Below are 13,100 nucleotides of genomic sequence, written 5' to 3'. Positions count from 1 at the left end.
TTGTCAAAAAGAAGGATGTACAAATTAATACATCCTTCTTTACCATTTACATAAAACCCTTTTTCGTCCTTATTTCCATTTACCAGTTAATACCTCTGTTCGATCCGTTGCAGGTGAAGGTGTCCTAGATAAATTGGAAATTTCAGCGTACATTTCTTCTGTCATTTTAAAATTTGCAGCTACTAACGAATCTTCCAACTGGTCTAAATTACGTGCACCAATGATAGGGGCAGTAACAGCGGGATTTGCTTTTACCCACGCAACTGCTAAAGTTGCAGGTTTCACATCATGCTCCTGTGCATATTTGGTGAACTGTTCAGCCGTGACAAAATCTTCAGCCGCACCGTAACGGTCACCGTAACGGTCACCGTAGCGGGCATTCTGTACGAGGCGTCCCTGCTCAGGACGTTGATTCAGGAAAAATCGAGGTCTAAGTGAAGATGTAATTGTTAAATTCGCAGCAAATGCTTACGTAGGGGTTTTGGAATCATGGTTAAAGGATGGAATGCCTAATCCGCCTCATGTGATTGCAAAAGAATTGGGGATTTTGTTAGAGAGAATTGTATAGTTATTTCTATTTGCTAATGTTAAGCGGACATTTTCCTGGAGGTTTAATGTCAACGTAACCTTCAATAGTTAATAGAACGCAATTCAAAAAAAGTTTGAAATTGTTGACTATCTTTAGGAAAGACTGAGGAACTAAAATGTCTAAAGTAGATAGAAGAGTAACCAAAAGCCAAGCAATTAAAAAAGCTGTTACTGTTATTTAAAATTGAAGTTATTGCACCAAGGGCTAGGAAAGGAATCATGAAAAAAATATGATATATTTATTTGTTTTTTTAGTTGTAATATTTGTTGTCATTACATTGTTTTTGTATCTACATCCAGTATTCGGAGGAAACACCAGTAAAGAACAAATAGAGACATTTAAAAAGCTTAAAAATTATGTTAACGGAAAGTTTGTCAATGAAGTGCCAACAAACTTGCAGATGAGTTTGTCTGATAACTTCTCCATGATGAAAGAATTTATTTCAGGTGGTGTAGACCGCACTCCTATCGGTCAAATTCCTGTTTCCGAGATTAATTGGAACAAAATTAACAGTGAAGAAGATAGTTTAACTTGGTTTGGACATTCCTCTTTTTTGCTGAGTATCGATAACAAAAAGATACTCGTAGACCCCATGCTAGGTCCAATAGCATCACCCGTTTCATTTGCAGGAAGCAAACGCTACACTGGAGATTTAGTGCCTATTATTGATAAAATGCCGCATATTGATGCAGTCTTTATTACCCATGATCATTACGATCACTTAGACTTTCCATCCATACGAAAGCTGAAGGACAAGGTCGGTCATTTCTTCGTTCCTCTCGGCGTTAGTAACCACTTAATTCGATGGGGAGTTCCCAAAGAAAAAATTACAGAACTTAATTGGTGGGATGAAACGGAATTCCAAGGTTTAACCGCCGTATTAACTCCATCCAAACACTTCTCTGGAAGAGGGCTTTTTAATCGGAATTCGACCCTGTGGGGTGGTTGGGTCATTCTCGGAAAGAATACACGTTTCTATACCAGCGGAGATGGTGGTTATGATGAACATTTCAAGGAAATTGGAAAAAAATACGGACCTTTTGATATTACTTTAATTGAAGGCGGTCAATATGATCGACGATGGTCTTGGGTCCATATGACACCCGAAGAAGCCGTACAGGCACACTTAGACGTAAATGGGAAGAATATGATGTTAATTCATTGGGGAGCTTTTACTCTTGCCTATCATGGTTGGACAGAGCCTATAGAAAGATCAATAATAGCGGCAAAAGAAAAAGAAGTTAATCTAATCGCCCCTGATATTGGTGAAACTGTACAATTAAATTCAGACCTGCACATTCCTATTTCTTCATGGTGGGATTTTTAAGACCCATAGGGACGGTTCTCGTGGTTCAACCGTCCCTATGTCCACTTCTTTGTTTATTCTTTTTTTAATCTCTCTGACTTATTAGCTGCCTCTTTTAAGATGACTTCGATTTGGGCGTTCCATAGCTTTTTTGTCAGCACGAAAAGCCATTGCCGACGGTGCCGTAGGTCTTGTAAAGGTTGCTATTGACCAGCTAGCCGAACAAGAAATTATATGAATTGCTTGAGAAATGGGCGAAAGATGAAATCAGAAGTGTGTTTATGTGGAATAGTGATGTTATTGAAGGTGTATAATGTTTAAAACCTTGAGCAAGATTCTCTTTATTATAGGGCAGGCAAAAAAAGAATATCCAATATGTGTTAAATTTAAAATTATACAAATAGCCAAAGAGGTGAAAGTGGATGAAATTTGATTTACATACCCATCATGATCGCTGTGGTCACGCGCGTGGGAAAATTCACGACTATATTAATGAAGCGATTGAGAGGGGGTTGAAGGTGATTGGAATCGCCGATCATTCTCCGTACTTCTCCAGTGAAGAGGATCAGCCGTTTCCCCGTATCGCAATGGCCAAAAGTCAACTCCCTGAATACGTGAAGGAAGTGCTGGAGCTAAAACAAATCTATAGAGGAAAAATCGAGGTACTCCTGGGGATGGAGTCCGATTTCTTTCCAGAAAATGCGGAACATTATCGGTCGTGTTTTGATCGTTATCCGTTTGATTACATTATTGGCTCCGTACATCATGTCGATGGGGTTAGTATTTTTAAACGAGGACGATGGGAGGGTCTGACGGAACAAGAAAAAATTCGGACAAAGGAAAATTACTACTCTTTGATCGAGCAATCGGCCCGTAGCGGTATGTTTCAGGTCCTCGGTCATATTGATGCCATGAAAGGATTTTACCCGGCATTTTCCTCCATCCAAACGGCGGCGGTAGAGCATACGTTAAAAGTAATTGGTGAATGCGATATGGCCATCGAAATCAATACGTCTGGAAAAACAAAAGATGTGGGGGGCTGGTATCCATCGGATGAAATCTTAGAAATGGCCCTTCATTTTGGGGTAAAGGTAACCTTTGGATCAGACGCCCATGACCCGCATCGTGTTGGAGACGAGTTTGACCTAGTCCAAGCCCGTCTAAAAGAAATCGGTTTCAAGGAATGGGTGTATTTTAAAAAGAAAAAAAGAGTAATGGTAAATTTTTAATGCAGAAAATACCTTCCCTTTAAAATGTTTGAGGAGAAGAAAATCCTGCAGATGTTTTGATTCGCACCCTTTCTCAAACCTGTCATTGTGGGCGTATCAAGAAAAAAGTCTTAAAGAACGCTAGCATAAATGTGAGTACGGGGTTATGGCAGAACGTGATTTGTACAGTGCATTTCTAGCAAGGTATGTAGAAAAGAACAATATAATAAATATAAAAAAAGCAGAACAAGGTTGGGATTAAATTTCTATTGTATTGAATGAGTGCATAACAAGTATGAAAAACATAAAGCTGGAAAAAAAGTTTATTTCTACATTTGGTTTATAAACCCTTTGAGATTACAGGTTAAATCTCTCGGTGCAGACGTCCCCAGAAACATTCAATAAGTGGTGAGTGGCAAGGGAATCCGAGCCCATGTAAATAGTCTTGTTTCGATTATTTGCATTAGAACGATTTCGGCTGTCGAAGGTTTTTAGACCAAAGTAAAGTCCCCCTTTTAGATTCATTCTAAGAGTGGGAAGAGCCTAGGATTTTTGAAGGTGGAACCCCCTCCATTTTTGGATGGGGAGCGTCACCTCCAACAGGAAGTCATACATTGCGTAAAATAGGGGCAAATCTTATGATTTCGGACGTACTGCTGCTTGTAATGGGACAGCAAATTCTATACCACCTAAAGGAACTAATGTAGTTCCAACTGTAGTATATCCAACAGGAGCGACTCGCTGAGCTTTACCAGCCCCACAACCAATTTGCAAACAGCCACTATTGATCATCTGACCAATTTTCAAAAAACGGATATCAAATGCTTGTTGAAGATGTTTATCCATTTCCAATCACCTCATATAAAGATTATGATGTAATTTAATTTATTGCACATTAACAAAAGAGGTGCTTGTAAAACTAAAAAGTAAAAGAGTGGGATGGCTGCGGCGATCCCGTTTTCTTATTGTGAATGGCAGAAACAGAACCAACTGTATTTTTAATGGACATATGTGAGATACAGAGATTTTCTATTAATTAGTTAGTTATGGAGACTCCTATTTTATCATTTTTATGGATATCTTCCGTTCCGGCATCCAGAGCAGTCTTGTAATAGCTGCATTTATGATCGATGACTTCCAGTGTTTTTTTTAGTTCTTCTATCTGTGCTTCTACAATCGCTTTTCGATCTAAAAACATGTCATATCTTTGCTGCAACGTGGAATCCCCCTCAGAACACCAATCAAAAAAGTTTTTAATTTCCTTAATTGGCATCCCAGTGGATTTCAAACATTCAATTACTTTTAAAGCGGCGATATCGGATTCTTTAAACCGCCGTGTTCCATTGGATGTCCGTTCTACAAAAGGCATAAGTCCTTCTTTATCGTAGTAGCGCAGGGTATATACTGTAAGATTCAATTCTTCTGCAACTTCGCTGATAGTATATGTCTTCATCATTATTCTCCTATTCTTAAAATATAGACTTCGAGTTAACTCTATGAATGAAGAGAATTTATCATTTTGTATGTTAATTGTCAAATGTTAGTTTAACATATAAGTGAAAGTAGAATTTTTAAAAATAAGGTATTGACCTAGAGTTAACTCTAAGGATTAATATAGGTTTGCAAGAGAAAAAAGTAGGTAGAATTCTCTTTGAAAATATTAATTATTGGAGGTTTTATTAATGATAACTGCTAAAGCACGAGCTGTAGACGGTCCAGACAAACCGTTTCGAGTTGCTGAAATTAAAAGACGGGACCTTGATTCGCGTGATGTTTTGATTGAAATTAAATTTGCAGGCATTTGCCATTCTGATATCCATACTGCTCATGGTGAATGGGGTCCCGTGAATTATCCACTCGTACCAGGACATGAGATTGCGGGCATTGTCACTGATGTGGGAGCGGAGGTCACAAAGTACAAGGTCGGTGACCGGGTAGGAGTCGGATGTATGGTTGACTCCTGTGGCGATTGTGAAAATTGCCGTAAAGGAGAAGAACAATATTGTCTCAATGGAAATGTACCCACCTACGCTGGTGTTGACAAATACGGCGAGCCAACTCAAGGGGGTTATTCTACCCATATTGTTGTAACTGAGGATTTCGCAGTCAGAATACCTGATAGCATTGAGCTTGATGCCGCAGCGCCATTACTTTGCGCAGGTATTACTACATATTCGCCATTAAACCATTGGGGTGTTGGACCAGGTAAGAAAGTGGCTGTTGTTGGTTTGGGTGGTCTTGGTCATATGGCTGTCCAAATTGCACATGCCATGGGTGCCGAGGTTACCGTTCTATCACAAACATTGAAGAAGAAGGAAGATGGCTTGCAATTGGGCGCAGACAACTACTATGCCACAAGCGATGCAGAGACGTTTAAGAAACTGGCCGGTTCGTTCGACCTCATTGTAAATACAGTAAGTGCTAAGATCGATATTAGTGCCTACCTTTCGTTACTGGCGCTGGATGGTACACTGGTCAACGTAGGTGCACCAGCGGAGCCGCTGTCATTAAACGTCTTCTCACTCATCGGTCATCGCCGTTCATTTGCTGGTTCAATGATTGGAGGCATCCGTGAGACTCAAGAGATGTTGAACTTCTGTGCAGAACACAACATTGTTCCTAAGATTGAAGTCATTTCAGCTGACCAAATTGACGAAGCTTACGAGCGCGTTTTAGCTTCAGATGTGAAGTATCGATTCGTAATTGACACCAGCACAATGTAAGTTTTGTATGCGAAATATCTGAAGAAACTATCAAGGATGTCCCGAAATTCAGATTTTGGGGCATTCTTTTTCTAAATAGGAGTTGTTTTTTTGGCTAAACGAAATAATTTTTTGATTTTCATATTAACCATTGGAGTCTTCGGCATCTTAAATACAGAAATGGGGGTTATTGGTATATTGCCGTCCATTGCTGAACACTTTCAAGTCAGTATAGCAAAAGCTGGATGGCTGGTGAGTTTTTTTGCCCTTGTTGTTGCAGTCTCCGGTCCAACGATGCCGTTATTGTTTTCGGGAATAAATCGGAAGAAGGTCATGTTACTTGTCCTAGGTGTTTTCGTTTTGGGAAACATCGTATCTATATTTACCTCCAACTTTACCATTCTATTAATTGCTCGTATTATTCCTGCCTTTTTTCATCCAATATATTGTTCTTTGGCATTTACTGTAGCCGCTGCATCAGTAAGTAAGGAAGAAGCTCCAAAAGCTGTTTCTAAAGTATTTATAGGAGTATCAGCCGGTATGGTAGTCGGTGTACCAATCAGCAATTTTATTGCTAGTGCCATTTCTTTACAAATGGCGATGGTATTCTTTGCTATGGTTAATGCTATTGTATTCATTGCTACCTTACTATTTGTACCATCTATGCCGGTTGAGGAAAGACTTTCTTACGGAACTCAATTATCGGTATTAAAAAAATCAATTACTTGGCTTTCGATTGTGACTGTCATTTTATTAAATTCAGCCGTATTTGGAGTTTATAGTTATCTAGCTGAATATCTAAAAACGGTTACGAATATGCCTTCGAATACAATTAGTTTAATGTTAGTCATTTACGGTGTAGCCAATATGATTGGAAGCGTAGTAGCAGGGAAGCTACTTACTCATAATGCTATTAACTTGGTCGTATCTTTTCCTTTTATATTAGGGGCGGTTTATATCATATTATTTTTCACAGGACAGTTTAGCGTACCAACGGCAATTATTACATTAGCTTGGGGAATATTAGCAGGTATCGGGGGGAATATCAATCAATATTGGATTTTGTCTTCAGCTTCTGAAGCTCCTGATTTCGCTAATGGTTTATTTCTAACGTCGGCTAACTTAGGAACCACATTTGGCGCAGCTGTAGGAGGATTATTTATATCAGAGATTGGTACAGAATACGTTATATTAGTGGGAATTCTATCATTGATACTTGGTTTGGCAACTATTCTACTAAGAATTTATAGGTATAGTCCTACAAAACAACTCTCCGCTTAAAGAGTATCCCGATAAGGATTTTAGATGCCACTAATCAGAGAACGAGAAATGGAGGAGTTACATGTCACACGATAAACTAGTTGCGCTTGTCACTGGCGGGAATCGAGGAATTGGCTATGAGCTGGTCAAGCAATTGGCGTTGAAAGGTTTTAAGGTGATTTTAGCAAGTCGGGATCTTGAAATGGGTCAGGAATCTGCACAAACTTATGGAGTTAGATCTGGATGTTTCGTGTGTAGAGATGGATGTCGCCAATCAAGAATGCATTCATCAAGCTGCAGTTGCCATAAATGAGAACTATGGAAGATTAGACGTATTGATTAATAATGAAAGAAATCATAAGGATAATTATTGAATAAAGTTACCACTGAATTGGTTGATTATACAATCTCTCTTATAGGAAAGTGTTCTGTGTTGAACAGAATGCTTTCCTTTTTAGTTTAGCCTGAACCACTTCTTTTTAGGTCTCTACCATTGTTATTCCTTAGCTTAGTTTGATTATTTCTAAATTAAACAATCGAAAATATAAACCTACTAATATTGAAGAGTGAAATATATGAATTATCTAAAAAATATGATTGACTAAAAAACGATTTTAATAGTATTATTGTTCCGTAAGGGGAACGGTGTAACATATATGGTTCTTTAACCCGGTACAGCATGAAATTAATCAAAATCATTCGAGGATTGAATACGTCTAATGCAACGGTAGAATTAGTTAAATAAGTGGCGGGAAAGATGGGGAAAGAAACTGTCGAATTCAATGAATTTTCAGGTTTTGTAACAAGACGAATGAATTGTCTAGTATAAAACGAAGCGAAAATATGTGAAAGCAGGACGTTTAGGATGAAAATCAGGTCGCGGATTCTACGATTATAATAATTAATAGGAAGGAAAGTGGATTTTATGGATTTTAAATTACCAGAAGATATTGAGTTTTTGAAAAAAAGTATTCGAGATTTTATTGATAACGAAGTGGATCCCCTTGCAATGGAAATCGAAGAGAAGGATGAAATTCCGGAAAAGGTCATGAAGATGTCCAAGGAAATGGGGTTATTTGGATTGAGTATTCCCGAAGAATATGGTGGAACGGGTATTGGAATGGTAGGCAAGTGTGCAATTTATGAAGAAATTGGTAGAACACACAATGGTTATACTACGGTTATTGGTGCCCATACTGGTATAGGTTCAGTTGGAATTGTGGAAATGGGAAATGAAGACCAGAAGCAAAAGTATTTACCGCCGATGGCAGCGGGTGAAATGATCGGTGCGTTTGCTTTGACAGAACCAAGTGCCGGCTCTCATGCTACGAATCTGAAAACAACCGCGGTGAGAAAAGGGGACAAATATATTTTAAATGGGAGCAAACATTACATTACGAACGCTCCAATCGCGGATGTTTTTACGGTGATGGCAGTAACAGATCCATCAAAAGGGGCAAAAGGAATTACTTCTTTTATTGTAGAGAAGGATTTCCCAGGATTCCAACTAGGGAAAAACGAAAAGAAAATGGGTCTTCGAGGTTCCCATTCGGCTGAAATTTTCTTTGAAGATTGTGAAGTTCCTGTAGAAAATGTACTCGGTCAAGAAGGTCAAGGATATGTAAATGCTTTAAAAATTCTAGCAAATGGCCGGGCAGGGCTTGCTGCCAGGAATTTGGGTTCCTCTGAAAAACTGCTTGAAATGTCTCTCCATCATGCCAATGAGAGAATTCAGTTTAACAAACCAATCTTTGAACAACAAATTATTCAGCATTACTTGGCTGAAATGGCCTTGGATATAGAAACATTAAGGAGCATGACTTTCCGTGTGGCATGGATGGTAGACCAGGGGATGAAGGTCATTAAGGAAGCGGCCATGGTGAAGTTGCTGGGGTCCGAAGTTTATAATCGTGTCGCAGATAAGGCTGTACAGATTCACGGAGGAATTGGATATATTGCTGAATTCCCTGTTGAACGTTTTTATCGTGATGCAAGAATCACCAAGATTTATGAGGGAACATCTGAAATTCAAAAAAATATTATTGCAGCGCAGTTAAAGCAGGAATATTTATAAAATTTTCAACGAGGTATTTATATGGAAAATAAAAAAGATCGTTCCGAGGTGCCAGCTTTAGAAGCAACAATAAAGATATTAGAATACCTTAGCCGTTACAATCATCGGGCAAGCAGCCTTGCTGATATTTGTAAAGGTGTAAATATCAATAAAAGTACTTGCCATCGAATACTTAAGGTTCTTGAAAACCATAACTATGTCATTTACAACGAGGATAAAAAGCAATACAGCCTTGGTTCTTCCCTTGTTGTGCTTGGAGCAAGGGCCTTTGAATTCATTGACTATCTAGAACTTTGTAAACCTTACTTAAAGGAGCTTTGTGAAGATACGCAACAAACTGTTGTTTTGTTAGAACCAACTGCCAATGACAGGTTAATGTATGTAGCAAAGGAAGAACCGCCTTTAACTGTTCGAGTAACTGTTAGCGTAGGTCAACGATTTCCTTTAACTAGTGCTTCTTTTGGTAAATGCTATTTAGCATTTATGAATGAGAGTCGTGCCGATGAAATTATCCAGAAAAACGGATTTAAGCAATTTACTAGCAAGACGATAACCAATATAGAAGAGTTTAAGCAGGAACTCAAAAATGTAAGAATGAAAGGTTATGCTGAAAGTTATGAGGAGCATACTGCTGGTGTTTGCGGGGTTGCAGCTCCTATTTTTAATTTGCATGGTGAGGTAAAACTTGTTATCAGTTGCTTATTTCTGTCAAGCCAACCAGACTTAGATGCATCTTATTATGGTAAAAAAGTATTAGAGATTTCTAGTACATTAACAAAAATCATGGGTGGTAAACCTCCAATTGGAGTCTTATAAATAATACAGCATCCATAGGTTGAACAAGTTATTAATTGAATAGTTTAAAGTTATAGAGCATTTCCTTGTAATGAGGAGTGCTTTTTATTTTTGGCTCTGTTAAAAGATAATGTTGTTTTTTATACTCTGTTGATTGGAGCGGAAAGTGCTCGACTCCTGCGGGAGTACGGGGTAGGGGAGACCCCACAGGCGCAAAGCGCCGAGGAGGCTCCCCGGCACGCCCGCGGGTTTGCTTAGCGCCTGGAGCGGAAATCAACAGCCAAATTTAACAGAGCCTAATTTTAAAAATTGAATGGATTTGAAAAATCGATAATAACATATTAAAAAAGAGTAAAAATTTATTGAAAATCGATAAATATTATCTTATAATCAATTTGAAATCATTTAGTGAGGTGCTTTTTATGAAACGAGGATCAACACTCTTTTTAAAAATGGCTGTTACTCTAATGGGAATTCCTGTTATTGCTTTGTGTGTATTTGGAATGCCTTGGTTAGCTAAAAATCCAGTAAATCCCGATTATGACCATATACTATATCCCATTTTAATAGGTATGGTTGTATCAGTAATACCGTATTTTGTTGCATTGTATCAGGCTTTTAAACTTTTAAGCTATATTGACAAGAACCAAGCTTTCTCTGAATTGTCTGTTAAATCTCTAAGGAATATCAAATTCTGTGCAATCACCATCAGTGGGTTGTATGTGATCATTTTGCCATTTGTTTATCTCGTTGCAGATCTAGACGATGCACCAGGTCTCATCATAATCGGAATGGTCCCTATCTTTGCTTCAATGGTAATCGCCATATTCGCTGCTGTTCTTCAAGGACTTTTACAAGAGGCAATTGATATAAAATCGGAAAATGACTTAATCGTCTGAGGTGATAACAATGGCAATTATAATCAATATTGATGTGATGTTAGCGAAAAGGAAAATGAGTGTGACAGAACTTTCGGAGAGGGTTGGGATCACGATGGCAAATCTTTCTATATTGAAAAACGGTAAGGCAAAAGCCATCCGATTAACAACCCTAGAGGCAATCTGTAAGGCTTTAGAATGTCAACCTGGGGATATTTTAGAATACCGAAGTGATGAAGACACCCAAGATTATTAATCAAGAGAATTTAACAAAAGGGGAGTTACTCATGAATATAATCATTCCAAAATTGAGGCACAAATCATGGTTGCTCTAAAACAACTCGTTCGTTTTGGTTGGGAGCAAGCTCTATCATGTTTGTTTCCTGTTGTTATTTTTGCCTCTTTGGCTATTACAAAAATTTTCCCACTTCCCTTCCTGCCGCGGTATGACTGGTTGCTCATTATCTCCCTTTTGATGCAGTGGTGGATGGTACGTTCTGGGCTTGAAACAAGGGATGAACTAAAAGTAATCACACTGTTCCACCTTATTGGACTTACTCTCGAAGTTTTCAAGACACATATGGGCTCCTGGTCTTATCCAGAGGAAGGATATTTCAAAATTTTGGGGGTCCCTTTGTATAGCGGATTCATGTATGCAAGTGTAGCGAGTTATCTTTGCCAGGCGTGGAGAAGGCTTAAGGTTGAACTGATTAAGTGGCCACCGTTTTTAATAGTTGTACCACTTGCATCTGCAATTTATTTGAATTTTTTCACCCACCATTATTGGATTGACGTCCGCCCTTGGTTATTTGGTCTTGTCATAATCATCTTTTGGAAATCATGGGTAACATTCAAGGTTGATGGAACTCGTTACCGTATGCCAATCACACTTTCTTTTGTGCTGATCGGATTTTTTATATGGATTGCCGAAAATATCGCAACGTTTTTTGGAGCATGGAAATATCTAAACCAAATCGATGCATGGAGTTTCGTTCATCTTGGAAAGGTGAGCTCATGGGTCTTATTAGTAATTGTTAGCTTTCTGATCGTTGCGACGTTAAAGCAGGTTAAGGGGGAAAATTCAAAAAACGTAAGTAAGATTCACCAAGGAGTGATTCAAGTTGATAAAAAATATTAGTCTTATAACCGATAAAATAAAAAATTTTTCATTACAAAAAATAGAGTCCATTGATAGATTCACTTTGAACTATCAAAATAGGTCTTTGCAGGACAGTTGTTTTCTCGAAATTGATTTTAATATTAAGGGTAAAGAAAAACAATACATTGCCTGCTTTCGTTTTAACAACCCTAATAAAATCGATTTTGAAAGTGGGAGTATCTATCATCAATTGTCAATCGAAATTTATGATATAAGGGATAGAGGTTGGGAAAATAAGAATTATGAAGTAATAGACTACGAGGATGATACCTTACACTTTTATTGTACAGACATTGAAATTATTACTCTAAGAGAAACTATTTAATTTAGAAAAACCGCTGGGAAGGTTCTCATGGTTGGTTATAACCACGAGAACCGTCCCTGCGGTTTTTTATTTTTCCCTGACAATCAAGGACGAAATCCAGCCTTCGATTCCGTTTGCGGTTTGAACTTTTAGCCACTTTATTCCTTTGGAATCTACTTGTTCTTCATTCAAAAAATGTAGGATTTCTCCATTTGTAATCGTGTCTAGAGGTGGCGCGGTTAGTGTGGGTTCTTTACGAATATTGCCGCCATCTTCATATTTTTTATTTAATATGAATTGTTTTTGAACAGGGGTAGCCCCGGATACTTGTATTTGCACAGGTTCATGGTTTAACCATATCTCGGCATTCTTCCATTTCTGTGAATACCACTCATTTGGATTGTTCATGATTGCAGCAGTAAGCAAAATCACTAAAGCTGTGGCAGAATAAAAGGTCCATCTTTTAATCCTGGTCTTATTCCTTTTCCGTTTCATGAAAAGCTGAATCATTTTGTTAAAAGAACTTTCGAACAAGGCAAACATTCCTTCAATGATATCAATCCAAACGGAAATGCCCTCATTTCCAGCTTCTCTCCGTCTTCTTTGTATTGTGGAAAGTAGTGCCATGATTGGGTAAGATACCAGATAATGCATTTTTTTCAACAAACGGCACAACAAGTTAAAGAAGGGAGGAACAATGTACAACAAAATCAGCCTTGTGAGCTGCATGAGCAGAAAGAGAACCAAAAAAATACGCAACCATTTCGGCAGGAGAGAAATAAGTGACCAGATCCCAAACAGCTGATTTAAAATGGATTCCACAAT

General features: G+C 38.2%; 16 protein-coding genes and 1 pseudogene. 13 read left to right on the top strand and 4 right to left on the bottom strand.

The window, feature by feature from the left end; genetic code table 11:
• Positions 1-69: 69 nt before the first annotated feature.
• Positions 70-417: an aldo/keto reductase gene (locus ABES02_RS13485; protein ID WP_430135719.1), complete on the bottom strand. Its 348-nt coding sequence runs from the start codon at positions 415-417 to the stop codon at positions 70-72.
• A 28-nt stretch (positions 418-445) separates the two neighbouring features.
• Between ABES02_RS13485 and ABES02_RS13480 the strand changes: the two genes are divergently transcribed.
• The 3 genes from ABES02_RS13480 to ABES02_RS13470 all read left to right on the top strand — a co-directional run bounded on the left by ABES02_RS13480 (position 446) and on the right by ABES02_RS13470 (position 3,124).
• Positions 446-568 carry a TetR-like C-terminal domain-containing protein gene (locus tag ABES02_RS13480; protein ID WP_430135717.1) on the top strand — a complete coding sequence of 41 codons (123 nt, stop codon included), beginning with the start codon at positions 446-448 and terminating at the stop codon, positions 566-568.
• 250 nt (positions 569-818) lie between these two features.
• Positions 819-1,916: an MBL fold metallo-hydrolase gene (locus tag ABES02_RS13475; protein ID WP_430135485.1), complete on the top strand. Its 1,098-nt coding sequence runs from the start codon at positions 819-821 to the stop codon at positions 1,914-1,916.
• Positions 1,917-2,317: 401 nt separating this feature from the next.
• Entirely contained in the window at positions 2,318-3,124 is an 807-nt protein-coding gene (locus ABES02_RS13470; RefSeq protein WP_430135482.1) for a histidinol-phosphatase, read from the top strand.
• A gap of 615 nt (positions 3,125-3,739) precedes the next feature.
• Here ABES02_RS13470 and ABES02_RS13465 read toward each other — a convergent pair.
• Together ABES02_RS13465 and ABES02_RS13460 are read right to left on the bottom strand one after the other, a co-directional pair.
• The gene (locus ABES02_RS13465) at positions 3,740-3,949 is read right to left on the bottom strand and encodes a hypothetical protein (RefSeq protein WP_430135480.1); all 210 of its coding nucleotides are present in this window, start codon (positions 3,947-3,949) and stop codon (positions 3,740-3,742) included.
• Positions 3,950-4,139: 190 nt separating this feature from the next.
• The gene (locus ABES02_RS13460; protein ID WP_430135477.1) at positions 4,140-4,556 is read right to left on the bottom strand and encodes a MerR family transcriptional regulator; all 417 of its coding nucleotides are present in this window, start codon (positions 4,554-4,556) and stop codon (positions 4,140-4,142) included.
• 229 nt (positions 4,557-4,785) lie between these two features.
• On the opposite strand from ABES02_RS13460, the gene ABES02_RS13455 reads away from it, so the two are divergent.
• The 10 genes and pseudogenes from ABES02_RS13455 to ABES02_RS13410 all read left to right on the top strand — a co-directional run bounded on the left by ABES02_RS13455 (position 4,786) and on the right by ABES02_RS13410 (position 12,296).
• On the top strand, positions 4,786-5,826 hold the full coding sequence (locus ABES02_RS13455; RefSeq protein ID WP_430135476.1) for an NAD(P)-dependent alcohol dehydrogenase: 1,041 nt from the start codon (positions 4,786-4,788) through the stop codon (positions 5,824-5,826).
• 90 nt (positions 5,827-5,916) lie between these two features.
• Positions 5,917-7,086 carry an MFS transporter gene (locus tag ABES02_RS13450; RefSeq protein WP_430135473.1) on the top strand — a complete coding sequence of 390 codons (1,170 nt, stop codon included), beginning with the start codon at positions 5,917-5,919 and terminating at the stop codon, positions 7,084-7,086.
• Between the two features lie 61 nt (positions 7,087-7,147).
• Positions 7,148-7,237: pseudogene (locus ABES02_RS13445) on the top strand (short-chain dehydrogenase); the annotation flags it as partial.
• A 55-nt stretch (positions 7,238-7,292) separates the two neighbouring features.
• Positions 7,293-7,439: a hypothetical protein gene (locus ABES02_RS13440; RefSeq protein WP_430135733.1), complete on the top strand. Its 147-nt coding sequence runs from the start codon at positions 7,293-7,295 to the stop codon at positions 7,437-7,439.
• 551 nt (positions 7,440-7,990) lie between these two features.
• Entirely contained in the window at positions 7,991-9,139 is a 1,149-nt protein-coding gene (locus tag ABES02_RS13435; protein WP_430135470.1) for an acyl-CoA dehydrogenase family protein, read from the top strand.
• A gap of 21 nt (positions 9,140-9,160) precedes the next feature.
• The gene (locus ABES02_RS13430) at positions 9,161-9,955 is read left to right on the top strand and encodes an IclR family transcriptional regulator (RefSeq protein ID WP_430135467.1); all 795 of its coding nucleotides are present in this window, start codon (positions 9,161-9,163) and stop codon (positions 9,953-9,955) included.
• 401 nt (positions 9,956-10,356) lie between these two features.
• On the top strand, positions 10,357-10,833 hold the full coding sequence (locus ABES02_RS13425; protein ID WP_430135464.1) for a DUF2975 domain-containing protein: 477 nt from the start codon (positions 10,357-10,359) through the stop codon (positions 10,831-10,833).
• A 10-nt stretch (positions 10,834-10,843) separates the two neighbouring features.
• Positions 10,844-11,068, top strand: coding sequence for a helix-turn-helix domain-containing protein (locus tag ABES02_RS13420; RefSeq protein ID WP_430135462.1), 225 nt, complete (start codon positions 10,844-10,846; stop codon positions 11,066-11,068).
• Between the two features lie 66 nt (positions 11,069-11,134).
• On the top strand, positions 11,135-11,950 hold the full coding sequence (locus ABES02_RS13415) for a DUF817 domain-containing protein (protein WP_430135459.1): 816 nt from the start codon (positions 11,135-11,137) through the stop codon (positions 11,948-11,950).
• A complete protein-coding gene (locus tag ABES02_RS13410; RefSeq protein ID WP_430135456.1) occupies positions 11,934-12,296 on the top strand; it encodes a hypothetical protein in 363 nt (120 codons plus the stop codon). The genes ABES02_RS13415 and ABES02_RS13410 overlap by 17 nt, the downstream gene beginning before the upstream one ends.
• 66 nt (positions 12,297-12,362) lie before the next feature.
• On the opposite strand, the gene ABES02_RS13405 is transcribed toward ABES02_RS13410, so the two are convergent.
• Positions 12,363-13,097: an SH3 domain-containing protein gene (locus ABES02_RS13405; RefSeq protein WP_430135454.1), complete on the bottom strand. Its 735-nt coding sequence runs from the start codon at positions 13,095-13,097 to the stop codon at positions 12,363-12,365.
• Positions 13,098-13,100: the final 3 nt, after the last annotated feature.

Origin of the sequence: Neobacillus pocheonensis (assembly GCF_050477905.1) — a bacterium.
Taxonomy (GTDB): domain Bacteria; phylum Bacillota; class Bacilli; order Bacillales; family Cytobacillaceae; genus Neobacillus; species Neobacillus pocheonensis_A.
The sequence above is the reverse complement of the archived record's forward strand: the minus strand, read 5'-3'. Positions and strand labels throughout refer to the sequence as shown.

Bases quoted from the DNA above. Each gene is read 5' to 3' on its own strand.
- ABES02_RS13460 (WP_430135477.1), bottom strand. From the start codon at position 4,556: ATGAAGACATATACTATCAGCGAAGTTGCAGAAGAATTGAATCTTACA.
- ABES02_RS13455 (WP_430135476.1), top strand. From the start codon at position 4,786: ATGATAACTGCTAAAGCACGAGCTGTAGACGGTCCAGACAAACCGTTT.
- ABES02_RS13430 (WP_430135467.1), top strand. From the start codon at position 9,161: ATGGAAAATAAAAAAGATCGTTCCGAGGTGCCAGCTTTAGAAGCAACA.
- ABES02_RS13425 (WP_430135464.1), top strand. From the start codon at position 10,357: ATGAAACGAGGATCAACACTCTTTTTAAAAATGGCTGTTACTCTAATG.
- ABES02_RS13475 (WP_430135485.1), top strand. From the start codon at position 819: ATGATATATTTATTTGTTTTTTTAGTTGTAATATTTGTTGTCATTACA.
- ABES02_RS13435 (WP_430135470.1), top strand. From the start codon at position 7,991: ATGGATTTTAAATTACCAGAAGATATTGAGTTTTTGAAAAAAAGTATT.
- ABES02_RS13415 (WP_430135459.1), top strand. From the start codon at position 11,135: ATGGTTGCTCTAAAACAACTCGTTCGTTTTGGTTGGGAGCAAGCTCTA.
- ABES02_RS13440 (WP_430135733.1), top strand. From the start codon at position 7,293: ATGGAGTTAGATCTGGATGTTTCGTGTGTAGAGATGGATGTCGCCAAT.
- ABES02_RS13420 (WP_430135462.1), top strand. From the start codon at position 10,844: ATGGCAATTATAATCAATATTGATGTGATGTTAGCGAAAAGGAAAATG.
- ABES02_RS13465 (WP_430135480.1), bottom strand. From the start codon at position 3,949: ATGGATAAACATCTTCAACAAGCATTTGATATCCGTTTTTTGAAAATT.
- ABES02_RS13470 (WP_430135482.1), top strand. From the start codon at position 2,318: ATGAAATTTGATTTACATACCCATCATGATCGCTGTGGTCACGCGCGT.